The sequence below is a fragment of the Butyricimonas sp. Marseille-P3923 genome (assembly GCF_900184685.1).
Taxonomy (GTDB): Bacteria; Bacteroidota; Bacteroidia; order Bacteroidales; family Marinifilaceae; genus Butyricimonas; species Butyricimonas muris.
The window spans coordinates 2,060,608-2,086,878 of the sequence record NZ_FXXL01000007.1; the positions used below are offsets into that span (position 1 = coordinate 2,060,608).

At 44.4% G+C, this 26,271-nt stretch carries 20 protein-coding genes and 1 pseudogene; 17 read left to right on the forward strand and 4 right to left on the reverse strand.

All coding sequences use genetic code 11. The features are described from left to right. Positions 1-4 precede the first annotated feature (4 nt). From CS948_RS19930 to CS948_RS19940, 3 genes are all read right to left on the reverse strand, one after another. On the reverse strand, positions 5-733 hold the full coding sequence (locus tag CS948_RS19930) for an isoprenyl transferase (RefSeq protein ID WP_099293954.1): 729 nt from the start codon (positions 731-733) through the stop codon (positions 5-7). 104 nt (positions 734-837) lie between these two features. Beyond that, positions 838-1,737, reverse strand: a complete 900-nt coding sequence (locus CS948_RS19935; protein WP_099293956.1) for an NAD kinase — start codon at positions 1,735-1,737, stop codon at positions 838-840. 77 nt (positions 1,738-1,814) lie between these two features. Next, the gene (locus CS948_RS19940) at positions 1,815-2,480 is read right to left on the reverse strand and encodes a CBS domain-containing protein (RefSeq protein WP_099293957.1); all 666 of its coding nucleotides are present in this window, start codon (positions 2,478-2,480) and stop codon (positions 1,815-1,817) included. A 172-nt stretch (positions 2,481-2,652) separates the two neighbouring features. Here CS948_RS19940 and CS948_RS19945 point away from each other — a divergent pair, with 172 nt between their 5' ends. From CS948_RS19945 to CS948_RS20010, 13 genes and pseudogenes are all read left to right on the forward strand, one after another. Continuing rightward, on the forward strand, positions 2,653-2,904 hold the full coding sequence (locus CS948_RS19945; protein WP_099293959.1) for a hypothetical protein: 252 nt from the start codon (positions 2,653-2,655) through the stop codon (positions 2,902-2,904). 189 nt (positions 2,905-3,093) lie between these two features. Continuing rightward, positions 3,094-4,659, forward strand: a complete 1,566-nt coding sequence (locus CS948_RS19950; protein WP_099294733.1) for a DUF4301 family protein — start codon at positions 3,094-3,096, stop codon at positions 4,657-4,659. 90 nt (positions 4,660-4,749) lie between these two features. Next, positions 4,750-5,670 carry a DUF368 domain-containing protein gene (locus CS948_RS19955; RefSeq protein WP_099293960.1) on the forward strand — a complete coding sequence of 307 codons (921 nt, stop codon included), beginning with the start codon at positions 4,750-4,752 and terminating at the stop codon, positions 5,668-5,670. A 112-nt stretch (positions 5,671-5,782) separates the two neighbouring features. Continuing rightward, positions 5,783-6,520: a shikimate dehydrogenase gene (locus tag CS948_RS19960; RefSeq protein WP_099293962.1), complete on the forward strand. Its 738-nt coding sequence runs from the start codon at positions 5,783-5,785 to the stop codon at positions 6,518-6,520. Between the two features lie 681 nt (positions 6,521-7,201). Then, positions 7,202-7,951: pseudogene (locus CS948_RS19965) on the forward strand (PD-(D/E)XK nuclease domain-containing protein); the annotation flags it as partial. Positions 7,952-8,234: 283 nt separating this feature from the next. Next, a complete protein-coding gene (locus CS948_RS19975; RefSeq protein WP_255302110.1) occupies positions 8,235-8,759 on the forward strand; it encodes an RNA polymerase sigma-70 factor in 525 nt (174 codons plus the stop codon). Positions 8,760-8,858: 99 nt separating this feature from the next. Beyond that, the gene (locus CS948_RS19980; RefSeq protein ID WP_099293966.1) at positions 8,859-10,043 is read left to right on the forward strand and encodes a FecR family protein; all 1,185 of its coding nucleotides are present in this window, start codon (positions 8,859-8,861) and stop codon (positions 10,041-10,043) included. An 81-nt stretch (positions 10,044-10,124) separates the two neighbouring features. Continuing rightward, the gene (locus CS948_RS19985) at positions 10,125-13,673 is read left to right on the forward strand and encodes a SusC/RagA family TonB-linked outer membrane protein (RefSeq protein WP_255302091.1); all 3,549 of its coding nucleotides are present in this window, start codon (positions 10,125-10,127) and stop codon (positions 13,671-13,673) included. Between the two features lie 11 nt (positions 13,674-13,684). Continuing rightward, positions 13,685-15,253, forward strand: a complete 1,569-nt coding sequence (locus CS948_RS19990) for a RagB/SusD family nutrient uptake outer membrane protein (RefSeq protein WP_099293968.1) — start codon at positions 13,685-13,687, stop codon at positions 15,251-15,253. Next, complete coding sequence (locus CS948_RS19995) at positions 15,238-15,933, forward strand: hypothetical protein (RefSeq protein ID WP_099293970.1); 696 nt, start codon at positions 15,238-15,240, stop codon at positions 15,931-15,933. The genes CS948_RS19990 and CS948_RS19995 overlap by 16 nt, the downstream gene beginning before the upstream one ends. A 12-nt stretch (positions 15,934-15,945) precedes the next feature. Next, positions 15,946-16,731 (forward strand): hypothetical protein, encoded by a 786-nt coding sequence (locus CS948_RS20000; protein ID WP_099293971.1) that lies wholly within the window; start codon positions 15,946-15,948, stop codon positions 16,729-16,731. A gap of 62 nt (positions 16,732-16,793) precedes the next feature. Further along, positions 16,794-18,074 (forward strand): thioredoxin family protein, encoded by a 1,281-nt coding sequence (locus CS948_RS20005; RefSeq protein ID WP_255302092.1) that lies wholly within the window; start codon positions 16,794-16,796, stop codon positions 18,072-18,074. After that, the gene (locus tag CS948_RS20010) at positions 18,071-20,845 is read left to right on the forward strand and encodes a pitrilysin family protein (protein WP_099293974.1); all 2,775 of its coding nucleotides are present in this window, start codon (positions 18,071-18,073) and stop codon (positions 20,843-20,845) included. Before CS948_RS20005 ends, CS948_RS20010 begins: the two co-directional genes overlap by 4 nt. A gap of 56 nt (positions 20,846-20,901) precedes the next feature. On the opposite strand, the gene CS948_RS20015 is transcribed toward CS948_RS20010, so the two are convergent. Continuing rightward, positions 20,902-22,833, reverse strand: coding sequence for a SpoIIE family protein phosphatase (locus CS948_RS20015; RefSeq protein WP_099293975.1), 1,932 nt, complete (start codon positions 22,831-22,833; stop codon positions 20,902-20,904). Between the two features lie 393 nt (positions 22,834-23,226). Between CS948_RS20015 and CS948_RS20020 the strand changes: the two genes are divergently transcribed. The 4 genes from CS948_RS20020 to CS948_RS20035 all read left to right on the forward strand — a co-directional run bounded on the left by CS948_RS20020 (position 23,227) and on the right by CS948_RS20035 (position 26,155). Further along, positions 23,227-24,819, forward strand: a complete 1,593-nt coding sequence (locus tag CS948_RS20020) for a thiamine pyrophosphate-dependent enzyme (RefSeq protein ID WP_099293977.1) — start codon at positions 23,227-23,229, stop codon at positions 24,817-24,819. 51 nt (positions 24,820-24,870) lie between these two features. After that, complete coding sequence (locus CS948_RS20025) at positions 24,871-25,458, forward strand: indolepyruvate oxidoreductase subunit beta (protein WP_099293979.1); 588 nt, start codon at positions 24,871-24,873, stop codon at positions 25,456-25,458. A 163-nt stretch (positions 25,459-25,621) separates the two neighbouring features. Continuing rightward, the gene (locus CS948_RS20030; RefSeq protein WP_099293980.1) at positions 25,622-25,924 is read left to right on the forward strand and encodes a GNAT family N-acetyltransferase; all 303 of its coding nucleotides are present in this window, start codon (positions 25,622-25,624) and stop codon (positions 25,922-25,924) included. A 12-nt stretch (positions 25,925-25,936) separates the two neighbouring features. Continuing rightward, positions 25,937-26,155 (forward strand): (4Fe-4S)-binding protein, encoded by a 219-nt coding sequence (locus tag CS948_RS20035; RefSeq protein WP_099293981.1) that lies wholly within the window; start codon positions 25,937-25,939, stop codon positions 26,153-26,155. Positions 26,156-26,271: the final 116 nt, after the last annotated feature.

A 26,271-nucleotide genomic window follows, 5' to 3' on the forward strand; every position in this document is an offset into this window, starting at 1 on the left:
TGAGTCACTTTTTTAGTTGCTCTCCGGTCATACCGAATCGTCTCTCTCTTTTTTGAAAATTACGAATGGCCAAATATAAGTCTTCTTTTTCAAAATCAGGCCAAAATTTATCAAGAAAATATAGTTCAGTATACGCTAATTGCCATAAAAGAAAATTACTGAGCCTACATTCACCGCTCGTACGAATCAATAAATCCGGATCAGGAATCCCCGCCGTTGTCAAATAATCGGAAAAAACATCCCCCGTAATCGCCTCTACATCTTTCACTTTACCCGTCTGACAATCTTTTGCCAACTGTTTCGCGGCATTCAATATTTCCCACCTTGCGCCATAACTTAGGGCAAGCACCACCGTTAGATGATGATTGGAAGCAGTCTGCTCTATCAACCCGTTCAACTTTTGCCGCACCTTGTCCGGCAAATCCGTCAAATTCCCGATAGCCCGAACTTGTATACCCTCTTTCATCAAATTATCCGTTTCAGCGACTATAGCATCCACCATCAAACCCATCAAAATATCCACCTCCTCTTTCGGCCGATTCCAATTCTCTATCGAAAAAGCGTATAAAGTCAAATACTTCACTCCGGCATTCCCGGCAGCCTCAAGAACTCTCCTCACGGCCTCCACGCCTTCCTTGTGTCCTTCCCATCTTTCCAATCCCCGCTGTTTTGCCCATCTGCCATTTCCATCCATAATAATTGCCACGTGCTCTGGTATATTCTCTCTACTCATAATAATAATACATTCTCGTTCTTCAACTCATTATTTAATAACGTTTTCCTTATCTTTATATTACTTGTTTTTCTTTTATCACGTAATCGCCAATCATTGAATCACTAAATCTTCTTATTCCTCTTGTCTTCCCCCCAGTTCAATTTATTTCTCAACGTCTCGTAATAACTATGCCCGGGCATCTTTACCACGTTTATTTTGAAATCACCGGAAGAGATAAATAATTCGTAATGATCCGGCACTGTCCGAGTTCGGGAATCGGCACTCACCATAAAATCTCCCGAACGACTTTCCACTTTCAGACGAATCTTCACGTCACCGGGCAAAATCAAAGGACGCATATTCAGGTTATGCGGGCTTACCGGGGTAATAATCAGATTATCCGAACTCGGGGAAATAATCGGACCGCCACAACTCAAAGAGTAAGCCGTCGAACCGGTAGGAGTTGCCACTATCAAGCCGTCCGCCCAATACGTCGTGAGATATTCCCCCCCGATATAAGCGTGTACCTTTAATAAAGAAGAGCGTTCCGTTTTCTGCACGCTAATCTCGTTCAGAGAATAATTAAAATTAGAGAACGGATTGTCTTCCATTTCCAATTTCACCAAAGCTCTCTGCTCTACCTCGCATTTCCCGGCACACAACCACTGTATAGCCTGAGGAATCTCCTCTTGGGCGATATTGGCAAGGAATCCCAGCCTACCGCTATTTATACCAAGCACGGGTACCCCGGAATCTTTCACCCGGACTGCTGAATCCAAAAAAGTACCGTCCCCCCCGACACTAAATAAAATATCGGTATCCGGCTCCAAATCCGTATCATAGAAAGATTGAAAATAAGAATGAACATCCCACCTCTCACTCAAGAAATCAAAAAACGGCCGATAGCAAGACAACTTCACGCCACGCTCATCCAGATCACGTAACATTTGCTTGAAATAAGGAAAAAAATCCTCATGGATCACTCGTCCGTATATAGCCACTCTATTAATTTTCAGACACATCTAATTTATTTTAGATCTTAAATTTTAGATTCCACCTCCACGAACCAACTCTCTTTCAATTCTAAACTTTAAATTTTCTACATTTCCATAAACTTAATCAACTGCCCATAGCGGTCACGCAATTCATCATTGACATCTTCACCCAGCACAAAAGTACTTTTTATCACGTAACGATAACGGACAAAGGTATCCAGAATCGGTTCAATCCTAGGCGTATTCACCTTGACAGTAATATCAACCTTGTTCGAGTCCGGGGTGCATGTCACGAAACAACTCAACACCTTGGCTTCATTATATTCCACGATCTGCGCCACCTCGGCCAACGAATAATCAATTTTATTCACCTCCAACACGATAATCCCACCCGCGTCATCCACGCACAACATTTTTTCCACGCTATGCAAAATATCCGACAACAAAATAGCACCTTGATAAACCTCTTTCCGGCTTAAAACAGGAACTATTGACAATCCCAAGGAAGACGCGACCTCGATCACGTGATAAATATGCATATCATCGTACACGAATGTCGATTCTCTCGGTATCTCCAAACTATTGATCGGATCATTCAAACACCCGTGCGCATACATGATTTCATCTGATAACAAACCCACGTAAGAACTTCCTTCAACCACCGGCAAATGGGATACCCGGAACAAATCCATCCACCCCAGTGCTTGGGCGCATGTATCGTTCTTTTTCAATACCGGAACCACATTCGATAATAATCCTTCTGCTATCATATTCTTTAAATCTCCAAATCACTCAATCAAGAAATCGTTTAATCCATTTCTCGCCCTAAAGATACATCTTTTTCTCTATTCAACTCCTCCATTAAAATAATTTTCGATTTTCAATATTCGATTTTCAATTATTCCTATATTTGCCGCGTAAACTTTAAAACAGTATAACACCATGTTACCAAAATTTCTAATTGCGGACAATTCCCAAGAAGCACCCGATCTCGTGTACGTGGTGCACACGGAAAAGCCTCAATGCATTATCCAATGTGACATAGACGGTTTCTACAGCAACCAAAAAATTTACTGGATTGACGAAGAACCTCTTTGCACGGACGATATCGAGTCTCTACTTGAAGAAGCAGAAGATTTCTTTGAAACCGAGCTAGAAAATCAAGAAGAACTATATGACGAAGACGACAACTAATTGCCGTCTTCGCCATGTTACAAGTTACAGGTTCACAAGTTACAAGTTCAAAAAACAATAACAACAAACCTGCAACCTGCAGAGCCGAAGGCTCAACTTGTAACCTGTAACACAAAAAGTAATAAATTGCTTTTTGTAAAAAAAATTCGTAACTTGCCGGATTATTACATAACCTACAAACCCGAAATTATGTACACGAAAAGTGATCTCAAGCAATTTAAGCGCAGGGGGATTAAGCCCGAACAAATTGATAGCCAACTTGAAAACTTCAAGAACGGTTTCAATTTTGTGCAAATCCGAGATGCGGCGACAATAGGTAACGGGATCCATAGTCTGAATGACGAACAGGCTGATGAATTCATTCGCATCTTCGAGGAGAAAAGAAACACATTGAAAATCATGAAGATGGTTCCGGCATCCGGTTCCGCTTCTCGTATGTTCAAAACATTAAATTCATTTTTAAACACCTACACGGGAAGTGACGAAGACTACCTGAATTTCCGGTTGCACAAAGAACCGGGAAGCATATTCTCCTTCTTCGAAAAACTAAAAGAGTTTCCCTTTTACACCCACTTGAAAGAAGCTCTCTACAAAGACCGTTTCGATCTGGACAAACTTCTCTGGAAAAACGAACTCATCACGATATTGGAATATATCTTGACAGATAAGGGATTAAACTATAATTCCACGCCCAAGGGACTGATCGATTTCCATATATATAAAGATCACATCCGTACCGCCGTGGAAGAACACTTGGTTGAAGCCGCCCTTTATGCCAATGACGGCAAAATGGCACATATCCATTTCACGGTATCCGAAGAACACATGGGCAAATTCAAAGCCCTCTTGAAACACGTGCTCAAAGATTACCAGAAAGAATTCAATCTCAAGTACGACATCACGTTCTCCATCCAATCGCCCTCGACCGATACGGTCAGTCTGGATTCGAAAGGAGACCTGCTACGGGACAACGATGGTAACATCGTATTCCGCCCGGGGGGACACGGTGCTTTGATTCACAACTTGAACGATCTGAAAGAGAACCTCATCTTTATCAAAAACATCGACAACGTTACTCCCGATCGCAACAAGGCAGACACCGTGAAATACAAAAAGATACTCGCCGGGGTTCTGTTAAAAACACAAGCCAGAATCTTCGATTACATGAAGATTTTGAACAAGAAAAGCAGTATCACCGAAGAGAATCTGAACGAAATCGAACAATTTATCTATGACAATCTCGGGTACAAACCCAAGGAAGACCTCGTTCACCCTAATTTGAAAGAAAGGGCAAAATACTTGAAAAACCTGCTCGACCGCCCATTACGGGTATGCGGGATGGTTAAGAATGAAGGAGAACCCGGTGGCGGCCCCTTCTGGGTGGAAGATGCCGAACACGGTAAACGTTTGATGATCGTGGAAAGTGCACAGGTGAACCAAAAAGACAAGAACCAGAAAAAAATATTCACCCAATCGACCCACTTTAACCCGGTAGATATCGTGTGCAGCACGTATAACTATAAAGGTAAAAAGTACGACCTGAAAGACTTTATTGATAACACACAAGGATTCATTACCAGTAAATCTTTCGAGGGAAAAGACATACAAGTACAAGAACTTCCCGGGTTGTGGAATGGAGCGATGGCAAACTGGAATACCGTGTTTGTCGAAGTACCGTTATCCACCTTCACCCCGGTAAAAACCGTCTTTGACTTGTTACGTTTCGAACATCGCAACGTGTTCAAAATCGAATAAAAAAATTATGATTTACGATTTATGATTCTTTTTAAATGAAATCATAAATCGTAAATCTAAAATCATAAACCATAAATCATAAATTCGTTCATGGAGAAGAAAAAAAACTATCTACTACTAGTGCTGAGAGGATGTGCCATGGGTGCTGCCGACGTTATTCCCGGCGTATCAGGGGGAACAATAGCATTTATCACCGGTATCTACGAAGAATTAATCAATTCCATCCGTTCCATCGACTTACAGGCATTGCGTCTTTTGGGAACATTCAAATTCAAAGAATTTTGGAAGCATATCAACGGTAATTTTCTGGTTTCCGTGGTCGCGGGAATCGCAATATCCATATTCTCGTTGGCAAAATTGATGAAATATCTACTAGAATTCCATCCTCTCTACATCTGGTCTTTTTTCTTCGGGCTCATTATAGCCTCGGCACTACTCGTTTCCAAGGAAGTAAAAAAATGGGATTTGTTTACCATCACCTCGTTGGTCGTGGGAGCCGTTGTCGGGTACACGATCACCGTACTAACCCCCACCAGCACACCGGAAACATGGTGGTTCGTCCTCTTATCCGGGGCTATCGCCATCTGTGCCATGATCCTTCCGGGAATATCGGGAGCGTTCATACTATTATTATTAGGTAAATATGAGTACATCATCACCGCCGTGAGCGACTTCAATATCGGAATATTACTCGTGTTTTTGGTCGGAGCTGTTGCCGGAATTATATCCTTCTCGCACTTGCTCTCGTGGTTATTGAAAAACTACCACGGCATGACTGTCGCCCTATTGACCGGCTTCATGGTAGGTTCCTTAAACAAAATATGGCCTTGGAAACTTACCGACACGGAATTAATCAACGGCACATCTTTCGAGATCGAGAGAAACGTTCTCCCGGGAACTTTCGAACAAGCGGGAAACGATCCGCTCACGTGGCATGTACTCTTGATGTGCCTTATCGGTTTTCTCCTCATCTGGGGGATTGAAAGATTGGCCGTAACACTAAAAAAATAGTTCATAAAGTTTATAAGGTTCATAAAGTTCGTAAAGTAGAAACACTATATTCAAACCTCGAACTGCAATATGACTTTATAAACTTTATAAACCTTATAAACTTTACAAACTCATGAATCTTTTCGGCCTCCTCGGTTTTCCATTGGGACATTCGTTTTCCAAAACCTATTTCACGGAAAAATTCAAAGCAGAAAAAATAAATGCCGAATTTCGGAATTTCGAATTGGAAGACATCTCCCGAATGTTCCGAATTATCGAGGAAACTCCTGACTTGAAAGGATTCGCTATAACCATTCCCTACAAAGAGAAAATCATCCCTTTCCTTGACAATATCAGCGACGAGGCACGGGCTATCGGTGCCGTCAACTCGGTAAAAGTCGAGCATACGCCTGCCGGATTCTCCCTCACCGGGCACAACACGGACATGGCAGGATTCCGGGATTCATTACTTCACTTCATTCCCCATGTGCCGGAACGGGCATTCATCTTGGGCACCGGAGGAGCGGCAAAAGCCGTCAAATATGCCTTGACCTCATTGGGTGTTGCCGTCACTTCCGTCAGCCGCACCCCCACGGGAATAGAAATCGGTTACCCGGAAATCATCCGTCAACTGGACAAAACCCCTCTGATTGTCAACACCACCCCGCTCGGAACATGGCCGCACGTGGAAAATTGCCCCCTTATCCCCTACGAACACCTCACGCCCGATCACTATCTTTTCGATCTGGTTTACAACCCCGCCGTCACCACTTTCATGCAAAAAGGCATACAACAAGGAGCCAAAGTCCACAACGGTCTGGAAATGCTACATCTCCAAGCCGAATACTCATGGAAAATCTGGAACTCTTGATACAAGTATCCTAAAATCATCCCAAGGTAATCCTAAAGTAATACTACCTCTACATAGTTACAACCTACTTACAAGCCTCTTACGTCCCCGTCGGCAAACAATTTTGTAACCGAGTTAAAAGTGTTTTGTAAGCAAGTTGAGGTAGTATTACCCTAGGATTACCTTAGCTTCTCGATGAAATCACACTGAAAATCAATCGTATTCCCAAGGATATAATACCCCTCTTTCGTAGCCCTGCCAGACCTTCTTCAGAGCACAAATACACGGGAATATTTCTGCTCTATTTGAGAAACGAAGAGGCTCTGGAGAGAAGAGATTATTACCCTAGTAATAGGGTTAGAATACGGACTATTAAGGACTATATACACATCTTTTTTCACGTTAAAAGAGATTATTAATCCAAATAGCTATAAATGAAAAATTTCCTAAAGTGAAGAGAGTAACTAGCTCTCCCTCTGTTTATAGAGGGAACCTGGCTCTTGTTCGACAGACAGAGAGCTTGCTCGTTGTCTGTCGAACAAGAGCCAGTTCGAGACCGGTTTCCAGACTCAATACCCCGAAGGGGGGAGGGAGTTCTTGGATTTAGTGATTCAATGATTGCCGATTTAGCGATTAACGAAGCGTTGGCAAGTGGGGAGAAATCATTCTATCTAAATATATCACTTCCACCCGCAAGGGGCCGGAATATTCAACCCGTTCAGCGTGTTGAGTTGTTTCAGCAAGCAAGAATACGGCAATTATTGGTTCCACACGGGCACTCCGACATTCCTCGTGGAGTTACTGAAAAAAAGTGATTTCGACATCCGGGAATTAATTGACGGGGTAAATGTACCGGAATCGGCATTCACGGAATACCGGGTGACCATGAATAATCCGATTCCATTGATTTACCAAAGCGGATACCTGACGATAAAGGATTACGACGAACGTTTTCATGAATACAGACTCGCGTTCCCCAACGAAGAGGTGAGATATGGTTTCATAAACTTCCTCGTGCCGTATTACACGTCTATACCGGACGAAGAAAAAGGGTTTCACATAGGCAAGTTCGTGCAGGAATTGGAAAAAGGGCAAATCGATGCCTTCATGACCCGCTTACGTGCATTCTTCGCGGACTTCCCTTACGAGTTGAACGAGCGGACGGAACGACATTACCAAGTAGTGTTCTACCTCGTGTTCAAGTTAATGGGACAATTCACCGATGCAGAAGTACGGAGTGCCAAAGGACGGGCGGACGCCGTGGTGAAAACGCCAAAATATATTTACGTGTTCGAGTTCAAACTCGATGGCACGGTAGAGGAAGCCCTCGCGCAAATAGACGACCGGGGGTATCTTATTCCTTACTCTGCTGACGGACGTGAACTCGTGAAAGTAGGCGTGGAATTTATTGCTAGCGAACGGAATATAGGAACGTGGAAAGTCAACGCTTGAGTGCCGCGGATTTCATTCTCAATGCGTGTAATCCAGCACTTGAATGTTCTCCCCCACCTTCCACACGATAGCCGCTTTTATCTGCTCGGCATGGGGACACGGGAACCCGATAGGTGTTCCTTTAAAAGGACTTTATGAACTACAATTTTGAATTTTACAGTTTTTCTACTATTTTTGCCCTAGATAGGGAATATCTATCAACAAACAGGAACGGCAAAATATGGATAACAAACAATCAAACGGAGGAATATCAAACACATTTTCCCCAAGTGAACGTGACACAATTCGGGAATTATTCGAGCAGCACTACACCCCGCTAGTCTTGTTTGCGAGAAATTATGTCCCCGACATGGAAGCAGACAAGGATATCGTTCAAGAAATATTCCTCGCTTTGATCGAATCAGCCAAAACATTCGGGACGCCCGACGAGCTAAAAGCCTACCTCTATACTGCCGTCAAAAACAAATGCTTGAAACACCTGCGCCACGAGAAAGTGAAACAGGAATATTCCGACACCCATCGGGATGAACCCTCGGAAGAAGAAACCTACTTCAACCGAGTGTTGGAAGAGGAAGTTTGTTACTCGCTGCTCGTGCAGGAAATCGAACTTTTGCCCGACCAATGCCGGAAGGTATTCAAGTTGATACTGGAAGGAAAAACGAACCCGGAAATCGCCACGGATTTACACATCAGCATTGAAACGGTCAAATCGCATAAACAAAGCGGCAAAAAGATACTCCACGATCGCCTTGTACATATCGTGGAAAGAAGCATTCTTCTTTTCATATTGGAAAAAATGGGTTTGTAAACAACTGATATTCCATGTCCTAAAAAATATTTCAAAAAAAATCATATTTTCACTCACTCTTTTTCTCACTCGGGGGTTTTACAAGAAAGAACAACCCAAATGACTCAAAAAGAGAAAAACATATTCCGCCTGTCCCGTGCCATCACGAATTCCCTGCGAGGGGTTGCCTGTGAAGAAGAGCGGGATATACTGGAACAATGGCTCGCCGCCTCGAAGAAAAATAGGAAAATATACGAGGGATTCAAGCAAGGCGGCTATCTGGGACAAAAACTATCGGATTACAACGCAGTCAACAAACTCGGCGATTACGAGCGATTCATCACGACACGTCGTAAGCGAACCCGTTTTTCCATCAAAACATTCGTTCGCTATGCGGCGATCCTTATCCTGCCCTTGGGATTAGCCCTCGTCTTGTTGTTGCGTGAAAAACAACCGGAACCCGTGCTTGCCATATCGGAGGTAATCACACCCGGAAGCCACAAAGCGATACTGACCATGGGAGGCGGAGAACGCATCATACTATCCGATAGCACGTTCACCCCGTTGCAGGAACAGAACGGGATGATTGTCAAGATACAAAATAGTAACGTATCCTATCTGACCCCGACAGATACCTTGATTAGTGAAGCCACCCCGATATACAACACTTTGCAAGTACCCCGGGGAGGAGAATATTTTCTGACACTTTCCGACGGCACGCAAGTATGGCTGAACGCCGAATCTGAAATCCGCTACCCGGTACGCTTCACGAGGGATAAACGGGAAATATTTCTCGAGGGAGAAGCCTTCCTCACGGTGACCCCGAACAAGGAGAAACCCTTCGTTGTCGTGTCGCCGAAAGCCTCGGTTACCGTGCTGGGAACCGGATTCAACTTCCGGGCTTACCCGGATGAAGAGAACGTACAGACCACACTGGTCGAGGGTTCGGTTATCATGCAATCGTCAAGATACAAACAGCAAGTAAAGCTGGTTCCCGGGGAACAAGGAACCCTCGAAATAGAAACCGGGAAACTTTATAAACAAGAAGTCAACACGTACCTCTACACGGCATGGAAAGACGGACGTTTTGCTTTCCGGAATACCCGCTTGGAAGACCTGTTCAACATTCTGTCCCGGTGGTACGACCTGCACGTGTTCTACCTCAACCCGGAAGCGAAAGACATCCGGTTCACGGGGGACATCAACAAAACCGAAGATTTTAACGCAATATTAAAAATAATAGAAAACAACGAGAGAGTAACATTCAACGTGAACAAGAGAACAGTATCAGTACAACTGAAGTAGTAAAAACGAGAGCATCCGGTGTTAGCGCACCGGATGCCCTATAAAAATTGTTTTAGTTTCCATTTAAAACATTACAAATGTATGAAAAAAATGAACAGTAATGGCCATTCCTCGGGAGGATTATGGCAAAAAGAATTTAGAATTATGAAATTGTGCCTTATTTTTACATTTATCGGCGTGATGCATATCTCTGCAGCCACCTACTCGCAGGGTGTAAAACTGGACTTGAAGGTAAAAAACGCCTCTCTGGAGAACGTGATGAATTCCATCCGCTCGCAATCGGAGTATAGCTTTTTCTTCGACGACGTCGCCGTGAAAAAAATCTCGAATATCACGCTAGACCTCAAAGGGGCTACCATCGAGGAAGTGCTGACCTCTTGCCTGCAAGGCACGGGATTCGGCTTCCGGGTTCTCGACAAGACAATCATCCTTTTCAAGGAACAGGCGAAAGACGACAAAAAGAAATCGTACATCATCGAGGGAAAGGTCATGGACGAAAAGAACCTGCCCATGCCGGGAGTAACCGTCATGCTCGACAGCACTACCGTAGGAACTGCCACGGATACTGCCGGACACTTCGTGTTGCCCTTGCCAATGCCCAAGGGAACACTTGTATTCTCGTTCATCGGTTTCAAAACCCAAAAAGTGAAATACACCGAGGGGAAACAAATCGTGGTGAAGATGCAGGAAGATGTTTCCGGTTTGCAAGAAGTACAAGTGGTGGCATACGGTTCTCAGAAAAAACGGACACTTGTCAGTTCTATCTCCACGCTAAAAGCCGACGAGATGAAAGAACTCCCGACACATAGCTTGGAAAGCCTGTTGCAAGGTCATATGGCAGGTGTGGAAGTCAATAACCTTTCCGGTGCTCCCGGTGGTGGCGGTTCTATCGTGGCTATCCGGGGTTACAACTCGTTCTTCGTGGAAGGAGAAGGCGGAGACCGCAAGTATGGCACACCACTTTATGTGATTGACGGCGTACCCATGCAGGCATTCACCTCTCCGATCACAGGTACGAACACACTTTCCGATCTCGATCCTTCCATGATTGAATCTATCGAGGTTTTGAAAGATGCTGCATCAGCAGCCATTTACGGTTCACGTGCAGGCAACGGGGTTATTTTGATTACCACGAAAAAAGGACGCCAAGGGAAAGCCCAATTTACCGCCAATGCCTCGTACTCCGCTTCATGGTTACCGGAAGCGATAGACCATAGCGGCGGGAACTTAGTCCGCAACTACCACATAAACGCTCTCCGCAACTCGGTGAACCCTTACGAAAACGACGAGGGAAAATGGGTTATACCAACTTCATACGAAGAAGTATATAAATACAAAAAAGATCAGAACTATCCCATGTATAATTATTTCTTCGGGACCCCGTTAGGCGCAGGTAGCGCATATCCATTACAAGACAGTCTGAATGAATTTTATAACAATTCCACGGACTGGTGGCGGTATTCTTTCCGCACGTCCAACGTGTATAACGCAAACCTGCAGGCAAGTGGCGGAAGTGAAACCATGAACTACATGATCGGGGCGGGCTATTACAAGGAAGAAGGTATCATGTTGTCAAGCGGATTTGAACGGATAAACGTGATCACAAATCTTCAAGCGAATCCCGCGAAGCGCCTTCAGATCAACAACCAACTTTCTCTTTCTTATAGCGACCGGAGTCGTGGTGGCAAAGGTACAGGCGGGGAAAAAATAGAGGGAATCACTGTCGAATACCAAAGACAATCCTCATTATTACCCGGGAAAGATTACATTAGCAACTATATGATAAAAGATCTAAACGCAAAAATCGAAAAAAACCAGAGTTACTCTCTCCGTTACAATCTTGTATTAGATTATAGTATTATTCGCGGTTTAAACTTACGCGTATCCGGCGGAATCGATTACAATCAACAAAACCAGAATAATTTTGAACCGAGCACACTGGACAAAAATTTCCACCGCTCCTATACCAAAGGAACCATCACGAAGAATATTTCCATCTTGAACGAGAACCTATTGACTTACGATTTTAAAATTAAACAAGATCATCATTTTAACCTCCTGCTAGGACTCTCTTTCCAAAAAGACCAAAATTATTTAAACCAGGGAGAAGCTAAGAACGGACCGAACGATTATGTTCATTACGCCGAAGGGACATGGGGAGGAATCAACGACGTTATAAATCTCAACCCGGGAGACGACAAAGCAACCAACCCGACATGGGGAGGTGCCTTCAAATACAAATCCAGCCTGACAGAAGAACGTATGAATAGTTATTTCGGACGTTTGAGATATGATTACAAGGAAAAATACATGCTCGAAGCTACCATTCGCCGTGACGGTTCATCTGTATTTGGCGAAGACGTGCGTTGGGCTACTTTTCCCTCTGTCGCCGTGGGTTGGGCGTTTTCCGACGAATCATTCATGAAACCACTCTATTGGTTGAGTTTCGGTAAAATCCGGGTAAGCTGGGGACGTTCCGGGCAGAAGTTCTCACAACCTTACCTCGCTCACGGGATCATCTCCGGTTCGACTCAAATGTTTTTAGGTAACGAGGGTATGCAACCGGATATCACCGCAGGATTATTAAACAAAAAATTAAGTTGGGAAAAAACCGACCAATACGACATCGGATTGGATCTCAGTTTTCTCGATTACAGGCTAAAGTTCACCCTCGACTATTACTATCGAGATACCAAAGGGCAATTGCAACAGGTCACCCTACCGGGAGATTTGAATTACCAGAGTTTCCAATGGCAAAACGCACTAGGCGTATCGAACGAAGGATTGGAATTGGAATTAACAGCCGACATCTTCCGGGAAACAGCCGTGAAATGGCGAATGAAGTTTAACACTTCCCGCAACTGGAACCGTTTCAAGAAAAGCAGTGACGGGTTTGATTTCCAAGAGAATATTATAGGGAAACCATTATACAACATAAAAGCATATAAAACAAATGGTTACTATAATACAATGGACGAAATTCCCGTTTACGCCCAGTCATGGGGTTTGCCCCAACCGATTAGAGGGCTGAAAGGTATATTTACTCCCGGTACACGAAAAATATTAGATCTAAATAACGACGGGGTAATCATTAGTAGTGATATGTATTTTGCCGCCAGTCCTCTCCCACTCGCACACGGGGGATTTATCAACGAAATCAAATGGAAACAATTCGATATAAACATCTTTTTCATTTATTCCCTGGGAAGACATATATTGAGAATATACGATGACAGTGAAATCCAACCCGGCACGACCGGGGGAGCATTAAATCTTGATATCCGCAAAGTGACGTCATGGACCGGTCCGGACAGTAAAAATCCGGATTATCCCCGCTTAATAATGTACACCGAAGATTCGCAATTCACCGGACGATATGATTGCGACATAGAGAACGTAAATATGTTACGCCTGAAACAACTCACGTTGGGCTACAACCTGCACGACCGTTTCGCCAAAAAAATCGGTCTAAGAGGGGCACGCGTATTCATCACGGGAGAGAATTTATTCTTACTCACGAACTACAAGGGGCTTGACCCGGAAATCGTAGATTTAGCATCGGGGATTGATAACCTGTCCGGCTATCCGCTACCGCGCAAATTTACAGTCGGGCTAACTGTTAACTTTTAAATCTTTAGATTATGAAAAAATTATTAATTCTCATTCTATTTTTCCCCTTGTTCTCGTGCAACGATTGGTTGAACGTGGAATCGGAGGTTTCCGTAACCTATCGCAATTATTTCCAAAGCGAACAAGATGTTGAAGATATTTTCATTACCATGCTTGGTTATGAAAGACTGCTTTTAGCGAACTCTTTTCTATCAGCACCCGACGTAGTTAGTCTCAAATGTACCGATATCAGTATAGGTAATAACGGAATCTGGTCTTTTGACCAACGGGCACATCTAGTCAATCCTAAAGATTGGATGAATTACTATGGAACTATATACTTGGCGAATATGCTGGAAGATAACAGACATCGTTTCAAGAATATTTCTGAAGAACGTGCGGATTACTGGATAGCACAGGCAAATTTTGTCAAGGGACTCATGTATTTCGAAATTGCCCGGCAGTGGGGAGATGCCCCGGTTGCCCCCAGGACGGAAGATGCCACTGCCAAAGCTAAAAGTCCGGTGGACACAATCCTCGCGTATGCTATCCGTGCGGCAGAAACAGCCTTGATTTTACCGACACACGATCAACTGACGGATGCACAAGGTACTTTGGTCCAAAGCAGGCAATACGCCAGTTCCGGATCAGTCCACACGTTGCTCGCCAATATCTATGCATGGATGGGCGGTCTATACAAGGAGGACAAATACTGGAAAAAAGCCGAAGAAGAAGCCTCTCTCGTGATTGACGGCAAGGTTGGCTCCTATGATTTGGTAAGCATGGAAGACCTCATCGGGAAAACATTCGGGAAAGTGCGTGACGTGACAGAAGTCATTTTCGCCATAGAAATAAATAGTCAAGATGAAGATACTTACAACATCGCATGGTTTGAAAAACGTTACCCGGGATTTGAATTAATCAATTATCCCCATATCGCTACAAACACAAACCCGTGGGATATCGAAGATGGTTCATTCACCGGTACCCGGATTAGCGTGGAAGACGTGAAAGCATTGTATCCGGAAGAAAAAGACTTACGCCGTAAAGAATATTGGTTAAAACTAGGCGAGAACCCGTTCCCCGAGAATGCAGTAAACGTCGATAAAGAACGTATTCCCGTATACGCCTATCTAAACAAATGGCGAGAACCTATTAATTCGGTTAATCCTGAGTTTACCGATAAAGGCTCGTTAACAATCGGCATGGAAGGAAACCGAGTGTACTGGAGATTAGCAGACTTGATCTTGTTACGGGCAGAATGCCGGACTCATTTAGGTATGATGCCGGAAGCCGTGAATGACTTGGATCGCATCCGCGACCGAGCCGGGCTTGAAGGATACAAAGGCTCTAGGGAGAAAGAAATCCTTCTGAGAGAGATTTTTAACGAACGAGACCGGGAATTATTCGGAGAGACTTGCCGCTATTACGATATCGTGAGAAATGGATATATCCGAGAAGAGTTGCACGGGAATTATCTCACCTTGAAAGAGGAAGATATTAAAAACGGAGCCCTTTACTTACCTGTCAGTGAAAGCGCATTTACAAAGAACCCATTAATGAAACAAAATAAATACTGGGCAACATGGATAACAAAATAATAAATACACTTAAAGGAGTGGCGTTCCTATTACTGGTCAGCCTATACTCTTGTACCGACTATAATTATATTGACGGCGGATTAGCAAACGGAGTACATGATTGTACAATGTGGGAATATTTCGAAAATCAAGCCCAAGATTGGGATTCCACGATGGTTATGATCGAACACGCCGGAATGAAATCTTATTTCGACGGTAGCGGACAATACAAGCAGATCACCTTTTTCGGCATTACCGATATAACCATTGCCAGGTTTATATTGCAACATAACAGCGAACTGGACTCCAAGCAAGACATGGGACTACCCGTGGACGAGAATGCCTACTGGCACAGAGTGAAAGATATGCCGGCGGATTCTTGTGCCGCTATATTGAAAAAATTAATCGTGCCCGAACAACGAATCATGTTAAAAGACATACCGCAAGGCAACCGATTAGTATTTAACGGTAAATATAAAGAAAGCGGCGGCAAACCATTTACCACGTTGTATGGTGATGAGATTTTTACATGGATGGTACCCGAAGACTATGGAGACCTAGAGGATGCCGGAGCCAAAGTCCTTTGGATTGCCCGGCGACGGAACACCTCATCCAATTATCGCATTGCCTCTACCGATATCCAGACAACTACCGGGGTCGTGAACTCGATGGATTACGGCTTCACAATGGGAAACTTTTAAATTGAAAGAACGATGAAAAAATTGATCTATTTATTAGTATTCGTTGTCACGGGATTATTATCCTCATGCCACGATATCACAGTGGGTTACTTGATTGTCGACGAAACGGCAGGCTACCCCCTAGATACAATGATTGTTATCACGAAAGCGGAAAACGAGTTACAAAGATTGAAAAATATAGATGCGTCATTTTACCTGGAAAGTCAGGAAATACAAGACAAAATGGAAGAACTTCAAGACCAAATTTATGATATCCAAAACAACTCGGACTACTGGGACAAACTAGACGAGGCTATGGATGATCCCGACTTTGACTGGTTCGATCCCGACGCCTACGATAAACTAGTAGCCAGACTAGATGATGAATACGGGATCACCCCACTCCAAACAGAGCTTGATGAATTAGATTTAAACTTGAAGAATCTCGCAACCGAAATGGGTTTTGGCTCTTTAGACATTCTGAGAAACGATATCGAAACATGGCAAAACAAGGTTGATTATAAACTCCCGTATCTTTCATCCTCAATCGACGGAGTTCTGGGAACAGACATTTTATATTTCCGCGTCATCAACGTGAAAAGCGATAATTCGGAAAACGCAGCCAAGTTTATGGATTACGTCGAGGTAAAAGGGAAAGGACAAATTAACGTAAAATATAATCCGGAAGTACCTGCCGGAACGTATCTCCTAACCCTTGAAGTAGAGAATGAAGGAAGATCGAAGATTATCGAAGATGTATTCACGGTAATCTTAAAAGATGTCCCGGAAGAAGCCCCCATTCCTATACCGGGCGAATAATTTAAAAGATTGCGACAAAATTTTGTCGCAATCTTTTCACCTTATTATTTAATTTACTCAATATGAAAAAGACATTTTATTTAATGGTATTCCTAACACTAGGAGTACTGGGAAACTTATCGGCTCAAATGACACTGTTTAAAGGTACATTTGACGAGGCTTTGAAGAAAGCACAACAAGAGAAAAAGGATTTGTTCGTGGATTTCTTCGCCGAATGGTGCGGACCTTGCAAAATGATGGCAAGCGAAATATTCACACAAAAGGAAGTCGGGGATTTTTTCAACCCGCATTTCGTGTGCGTGCAGGTGGACGTGGATGCTCAAGAGAATAAGGACATCGCGAAGAAATACAACGTGACGGCGTTGCCGACCATGGTGTTTATCAACCGGGAGGGCAAAGAAATACGCCGGGTACAAGGAGCCGTTCCTGCCGAATCGTTTATTAAAGAAGCAAAAATTGCCGCGGGCGAGGAATTGAGTTTCGAGCAATTGTACGAGAAATACAAGAAGAAGAAAAATGATCTGGACGTACAACAACAATTATTGATCGAGGCTCCGGTATTTATAGCCATGCAACAGGGTTATAATCAACAGAAATGGGGAACCCGTATCGAGAGCCTGTTCCCTGAATACCTGAAAAACAAAAAAATCGAGAACATGGCTAACGGGGCAGACTTTCTAGTACTGACCATGTACCATCGCACGACTTCCAAGGAAGACCCCATTTTCGATTACATCGCACAGAACTACTCCAAATTTGTCAAGGAGATCGGGAAGGACAACGTGGCACGTTACTTGGTTTCTTTGAACAACACGTATATCATTCAACTCTGCAAGAAAGGGGACTTGAACTACAAGAAACGGCTCGAACGGGTGAATGGGGACTTGAAAGACGTTTATTCCGAATTTTCTTTCGGCGACCTTTCCGTGCTGGACGCCATGACATTACTTGCCGATGCCACGTACAGCCTTTACCGCCATGACGAGAATACGTTCTTCGAGAAGATGAACTCCTATCTTGCCGGAAAAGGCGACAAGGCAGTGTTAAACGATTATTTCCAACCCCTGCAAGACATCGCCAGCGTGTACGAGGGAAAATTGTCGGAAAACGCTTACCGGAAATGCATCAACTGGATCGCCAAAGCCCTGACATTCGATAACGTGGGAGCGTCAAACCGTACCCGCCTGCTGGTGATGATGGGTGACTGCTTGAAAAACACGGGCGATAATGCCAAAGCAAAGCAATCTTATAACCAGGCATTTTTAGCAAGCGCACAAATCGAGAACAAAATGGAGATGCAACAACTTCAACAAGCCATCCAACAAGCGTTACAAGGTCTATGAAAAGAGTATTATTAATATGCATGGTTAGCTTTTTCGTTTCGGGAATGCTACACGCCCAAGAGGGCGACTCGAATATCTTCCGCCACGGGAAACTACACAACGGGTTAACTTACTACGTGCGCCACACGTCCATGCAGCCGGGCAAAGCAGACTTTTACCTCGTGCAGAACGTGGGTGCACTCATGGAAGAAGACAACCAGAACGGGCTTGCCCATTTCCTGGAACACATGGCATTCAACGGGAGCGAGAGTTTCAAAGAAGGGATTCCCAATTTCCTGAAACGGCGGGGAGTGACACGCTTTAACGCGCAAACGGGACAGGACGAAACGGTGTACTACATGACGGGGATTCCCACGAACGACACGGAACTGCTGGATTCCTGCATCCTCGTGATGAAGGACTGGTCGGGTTTCCTGTTGCTCAAGCCGGACGAGATTGATAAAGAGCGAGGAGTTATCCGGGAAGAACGCCGGATGCGCCGCAACTTGGGTGCCCGCGTAAAAGAACAAACGGACGCTTTCGTCTTCAATAACAGCAAATACGCTACTCGTAACGTCATTGGCAGCGAAGAAATCATAAACAATTTCACTCCCGAAGAACTACGGGCTTACTACAACGACTTCTACCGCCCGGACCAGCAGGCAGTGATCATTGTCGGAGACATCGATGCCGCCAAGATAGAAACAGAAATACAACGTCTTTTCAACCCCATCCCGAAACGGGAGAACCCGAAACCCCGGTTGGTGTACGAGATTCCGGACAATAGCGAACCGTTTTACACGAAAGTATTCGACAAGGAAATGACGGAATCTTCCATGACACTGCTCAAACGGGTACGGCAAACACCGCCCGCCTCGCTGAAAGAGATGATGAAAGAGAATCTGATAAACTTGTTCTACAACCAGATCGTGGAGAAATACCTGCAAAAGTATATCGAAACCCAAGACCCCGCGTTCGTGCAGACCATGGTCGGCTTCAACGGGCTGGTGCGGAATTACGACCGATGGAATATCTACGTGCAGGCTTACCCGCACAAGGAACGGCAAGCCTTGAAAGATTTGATGGAAGAACTGGAACGCATCCACCGCTATGGGATAAACGACAAGGAGGTGAAGGAACAGATTACCGCGTATCTCTCGGGATTGGACGAAACGGAAAAAAACAAGGACAAGTTCCCGAACGAGGTGTACGTGCAAATGTACCAGAACAATTTCCTGGAAGGGAAACCGATCACGAGCATCGAGGAAGACATCGCCCTGTCACGGGAAATATTACCGGGAATCACGGCACGAGATATACAAGATTGGATTGCCTCGTGGAACAACGATAGCAAAAACTGGGTATTTATCATGCAGGGCAACGACCCGGATTATGATTTCCCGACAAAAGAGGAAATCGTGAATATCATGCAAGCAGCCAAGGATGTTGAAGCCGCCGAGGCTACCCAAGAAATCAAGGCGGTTCCCTTGTTGGATTACGAGGTGAAAGGCGGGGAGATCGTGAAAACGAAACCGATCAAAATGCTGGATGCCGAGGAATGGACGTTATCGAACGGCTGCAAGGTGTACTACAAGTTCAGCGATCAAAACGGCATCAAGGTAAGCCTGCTGGGCGAAAGTTCCGGCGGGATGTCATTGCTCCCGGCAGAAGACTTGCCGTCAGCCTCGGCATTATCTACCTTAGCCATGTATTCCGGGTTGTACAGACACGACGTGCAGATGATGCAAGAGATACTGAAAGGACATCACGTGCAGCCCAATATCACGCTCGGGGAAACATTCGAGGGCGTGAGCGGCGTATGTGATAGCAACGAAACGGAAATGCTACTCCAGATCATTTATTTGTTCTTCGAGCATCCCCGGTTCGACCGGAACGATTTTGACAAGTTCGTGTACCTGAACAGGCTACAAGCGGAAAATACACCCCGCACGGTAAATGACACGATAGCGGAACAGATGCAGAAATTACGGATAAAAGATTCTCCCCGCTTGTGGAAACAGGATGCCAAATTCTACGATGCCATGAATTACGACAAAATGGTCGCCATCTATCACGACCGTTTCCAAGATGCCTCGGACTTTACCTTTTACCTGGTAGGAAATATCCAACGGGAAGAAGCACAAAAACTAGTGGCAAAATACCTGGGAGCCATCCCGTCCATTCACCGGGTTGAGAAAGCCGTACAACATGACTTGAAAAAAGAAGGTTCCATCACGGAAACCATCACTGCTAATATCCCGGATAACAAATACATGACGAACATCGAGTTCACGAACACGCTGAAGTTAAAACCCGTGGAGGATCTGGCTATCGACGTGATTCGTTTCGTGCTCTCGAACCGTTACCAGGATATCATCCGAGAAGACGAGGGCGGAGCCTACGGGGTAAACGTTGCCGCATCCTATACCGCGTACCCGAAACACACACAAGCCATTGCCGTCAACTTCCAGAGCAACACGGAGCAAGGCGACCGGATGCGTGCCATCGTCCACGAGCAGATTGACAAACTCGTCGCCGAGGGTGTAAGCGAAGAAGACGTGGAGGATATGGTATTAATGATGAAAAAAGGACGTGCGCAAGTACTTGAAAGCCGGGGGAACACCCACTGGCAGGAAGCCTTACGATATTACGCGGAAACGGGAAAAGATATCGACTCTCCCGTGATGTTCGAGAAACCGATTGAAAAACTGAATGCCAAGATAGTACACGAGGTTGCCAAAAAGTTCTTCGGATCAGCAACATGCGTGGACATTGTAATACGGTCAAAATAATAAGTAGTGCGCGTGTGTACCAAAGGGGATTGTTGAAAAATAATCCCCTTCCAAATTTACAACCATCTTACCCCTTTCTGTTTCTCGTACCGCAAACTCATGACAGTTAAATCATCCGACTGTTCCGCTTTTCCGGCGTAAGCATCAACATGAGCAATAATCTTCTCAACCAACTCTTTTGAAGACAAATTCTTGTTTTCTTCAATAAATTGAAACAACCGATCTATTTTATAGAATTTAGCATCCTCGTTCTGGGCTTCCGTTACCCCATCCGAATAAAGAAGCAATTGAGAACCCGAAGCGAAATAACACTCCTGTTCCTCGTATTCATAATCGGAAGACACGCCCAAAGGCAAATTATCGGCAGTCTTAAACATTTCCACCGTTCCATCCGGCTTAATAATTATCGGGTAAGGATGTCCCGCGTTACAGAATCTCAATCGCCGGGTATTCAGATTCAGTACTCCGGCAAAAAAAGTAACAAACATACTCGTGTTACCATTCCGAATAAGGCTGCGATTGATAACATTTACGATGTAATTCAAAGAAGTATCTAACATCGCCACGGAACGCATCTGACTAATCGTGGTCGACATAAACAAGGCCGCCGGAACACCTTTCCCGGAAACGTCGCCGATGGCAAACCCGAACTCGTCCTCGTTAAGCATGAAATAATCGTACAAATCACCACCTACTTGTTTCGCCGGACGCAACACCGCATGTATATCTATTGTTTCTCTGCCTGAAGGAGGAATAAATTGCTTCGGCACCATTCCCAACTGTATGTCATGGGCGATACGCAATTCACTCTGAATCTTCTCGTTGGCAGTCGTGGTATTCCGCAATTGTTCCACGTATTCCGTCAATTGGTGTTGCATAAACTGGAAAGATTCGTACAACTCACCCAACTCGTCTTTAGAACGAATAATCGGCAGAGGCGTGTTAAAATCTCCCCCGGCAATATTTCTTGCCGACATGGAGAAACGGGTCAACGGTTTCGTGATCCGTCGCACGGCTACAAAGCACATGATATAAACAAACACTAACAACAGCAGGAAACCGATTAACATATACATGTTAAACTTATTCAACTTCCCGAATACCTGAGCATAAGGGCACACGACCGCCATATACCAGTCCGTGGCAAAGACTCCGGTATAATAAACGTATGACAATGTCTTTTCATCCTTCACTACCAGACTTCCGCTTTTGCCCGCCGCCATTTCACGAACAAGTCTGGCAACATTGGGATCCGAAGCCTCTTCCGCTGTCTGGAACATATTTTTCCCGATAGTCGTTTCCCCTTCTTTACGCATGATATATCGTCCTTGCTTGTCGATAATCACCGTGTAACTCCCCTCGTAAGGTTTCATCGAATTAGCCAAATCCCTCAACCATTTATTCGTCAAATCGACCGACAATACAGCAATCAGTTCCCCATCTTTCCCATGGATCGGCACGGCGTATGAAGTAGTTATCACGTCCGGATCCCCGGCATCCCGATAAGGCTTACTCCAGTATCTGGTTTCCCGGGCTCCTTTATACCATCCCTTCTCGAAATAATTATAATCCTCACTCCCAACCTGCATAGTCTTCACCGTATCCCCACTCATGAAAGAATAGGGAGCGAAATAATGACCTTTCGACGGAAAATAATAAGGCTCGAAAGCGATAGCGCATCCGAATATCTCTTCATTCTCTTTCACGATCCGGCTGGTTATTGAAAACAAGGAATCCGGATCTTCCACGTATGCCACAATCATCCAACCCAAGTTATCCGGAATCTTTTCCACCTTACTCAACAAAGCACTCACTTTCAGATTAGCGATCTCCGCCATTGTTTCAATTTTATCTTCCGCCTCCTTCGATAACGTTTTCGTGGAGTAATGATAAAATATCCCGAAAAGTATAACGGATAACACTGTAATAAAAGAAATTACATAGAAACTTAATTTCGCGGAGAAAGATTTATTATATCGTGCAAACATAATTTATCGTCAATTGATAACTACCCTCTATTAAAAGCAATTCAAGGGCACTAATATACAAAAAAACATAAAACAAACATAAGAAAACTAGTATTCCATCGTGCAAAAATAGAAAAATAATTTATCACAGACTTCTGTTTAAAAAATTTGTTCTTATTAAATATTAATGCTAACTTCGTCGCAAATTAAAGACGAAAACGTTTTAAAAATTAGTGTGATGTACGATCCATCAGAATATTATTTCGTTTTGGCCTATATCGTGGGAGTGTTAAAATTGTTCGGGGGACTATAAAAACTCGCCCGGGAATGATTATTCCCGATAATTTCTCTCAGCAACGTACAGTTGCATCCAGCTAAAAAGATAAATAACTTAAAATCAATAATCTTTCAACTATGCAAAAACAACTATTACTAGGTGTTGAAGCTATTGCACAAGGTGCCATAGACGGAGGTATATCCGGCGTATTTGCCTACCCGGGAACCCCTTCAACTGAGATCACGGAGTACATTCAAGAATCGAAACAGGCAATCGCCCGCAACGTTCACCGGATGTGGTCAGCCAATGAAAAAACGGCTATGGAAACCGCACTGGGTATGTCTTATGCAGGCAAAAGAGCCTTAGTATGCATGAAACACGTGGGTATGAACGTGGCTGCCGACTGTTTCATGAATGCCGCTATCACCGGGGCTAACGGGGGTATGGTAATCATCGCTGCCGATGACCCGTCCATGCACTCTTCTCAAAACGAGCAGGATTCCCGCGTGTACGGCAAATTTGCTTTAATTCCGATACTGGAGCCCTCCAACCAACAAGAAGCATACGATATGACTCGCTATGGCTTCGACTTGTCGGAGAAATTGGGAACCCCTGTATTATTGAGAATCACGACCCGTCTGGCTCACTCCCGTGCCGGTGTTGAACCACGTGAGGCAAAGGCCGAAAATGAAATGCGCCTGCCGGAAGACAAACGCCAATTCGTGCTCCTTCCCGCTATTGCCAAGAAAAGATATAGATTATTGTTGGACAAACAAATCGCTTTCGAGGAAGAGTCTGACAATTCACCATATAACAAATACATCGACGGAGCAGACAAATCCATGGGTATCATCGCCTGCGGAATCGGTTACAACTACCTGATGGAAGTATTCGGCGGTAATTGCCCTTACCCGGTAGTGAAAATAAGCCAATACCCGCTCCCGAGAAAAATGATTACCAAATTAGCCGAAAGCACGGAGAAATTACTCGTTCTTGAAGAAGGTTATCCCGTTATCGAGGAAGCCTTGAAAGGTTACCTCGAAAAAGAAAACGTTCACGGACGTTTGGATGGTACTCTCCCGAGAGACGGGGAATTAAATCCCGACCACGTGGCAAAAGCATTCGGACTTCCGTCCGTTGAAGGTGCTCCCGTACCTGAAATCGTGGCACCCCGTCCGCCCGCTCTTTGCGTGGGATGTAGCCACAGAGACGTGTACGCCGCGTTGAACGCGGTAGTGGCAGAGTACCCGAACGCTCGCGTATTCTCCGATATCGGCTGTTATACCTTAGGAGCACTTCCTCCTTTCCAAGCTATCAACTCTTGCGTTGACATGGGTGCTTCTATCACCATGGCAAAGGGTGCGGCTGACGCCGGATTATTCCCGGCAGTATCGGTTATCGGGGATTCTACATTCACTCACTCCGGAATGACCGGCTTGTTGGATGCTGTCAACGAGAAAGCGAATATCACGATTATCATTTCAGATAACGAATCTATCTCTATGACAGGAGGACAGGAATCATCCGCACTGGGACATCTGGAAGCTATCTGTAAAGGTATCGGTGTTGACCCGGAACACATCCGCGTATTACTTCCCGTACCGAAGAATCATGACGAATTGTGCAAGATCATCCGTGACGAGATCGAGTACAAGGGGGTATCTGTAATCATCCCGCGAAGAGTATGTATCCAGAAAGCCGCCAGAGACGCCAAGAAAAAGAAAAAATAAATTGACTCATAATCGATTCAATTTAAAATCTAAAATTTAAAATTTAAAATTATGAAGACAGACATTATATTAGCGGGCGTAGGCGGACAAGGTATCCTTTCCATTGCAGCAGCACTGGGTTCTGCCGCCCTCAACAATAACCTGTACATGAAACAAGCGGAAACTCACGGCATGAGCCAACGCGGAGGTGACGTACAGTCATTCATGAGAATCTCTGACAAACCGATATTCTCTGACTTGATCGCAAAGGGAACGGCAGACATCATTCTCTCGGTAGAACCCATGGAAGCATTACGCTATCTTCCTTTCTTGAAACAAGGCGGATACGTGGTAACCAACGCAACCCCGTTCATCAACATCCCGAACTACCCGGAAGAAGCTACTTTGATGGCAACCTTAAAGGCTCTGCCTCATCAAGTAATTATCGACGCCGATAGCATCGCCAAAGAAGCTGCCGGAAACGTACGTGCCAGCAACTTCGTGATGTTGGGAGCTGCTTCTCCCTTCATCGAAATTCCTTTCGAATACCTCGAAAAAGGTATTACTGCCATTTTCGAACGCAAAGGAAGCGATGTTGTCGAAATGAACCTCAAAGCATTACGTGCCGGACGTGCATTCGCTCAAAACTACATTAAATAATCGAATCAATAACAGGGCATAGCCCTAACCAATCCCCTCCCGTCACACGGAGGGGATTTTTTATATATATATCCCATTTCTTTAAAAATAATAACAGGACAAAATCAAAACAAAATTCATATTCTGAACGTTTAATTTACAATAGACATTAAAATTTAAGGTTATGACAGAGGATTATGAATTAAAAGATGATGTACATCGTCAACAGTACGAGTTCCGCATCGGTAATTATACACCCAAAATCGAGTATATAAAATCAATCAACGGAGAAATCTACCTTACACACACGGAAGTTCCGCCGGAACTGGAAGGTCGTGGAATAGGTTCACAACTCGTCGAAAAAACGCTAAAGGATATCGAGCGTCAAGGACTGCGTCTAGTACCGCTTTGTCCTTTCGTGGCCGCCTATATAAAGAGGCATCCCGAATGGCGGCGCATTGTTATGCGAGGTATAAACATCAAATAAAAACAGAACATCATGGAAAAGAAGTATGAATACACGAACGGAGAACTGACCATTATCTGGCAACCCTCAATCTGCCAACACGCAGGGATTTGCGTAAAAATGTTACCTAAGGTATATAACCCGCAAGAACGTCCTTGGATAAAGATCGAGAATGCAACGACAGACGAATTAATAGCACAAATCAATAAATGTCCCTCCGGAGCGTTGAGTTACAGGATAAACAAAGAATAAAAGAAAAAATTCCACCACAGATAAGAACAGGAGTGCGTGTCAAAACACGCACTCTCGTCCATAAAGTCTAAAAGTCCATAAGGTCGTAAGGTCAAACGTGCGGGTGGTATGCGTAT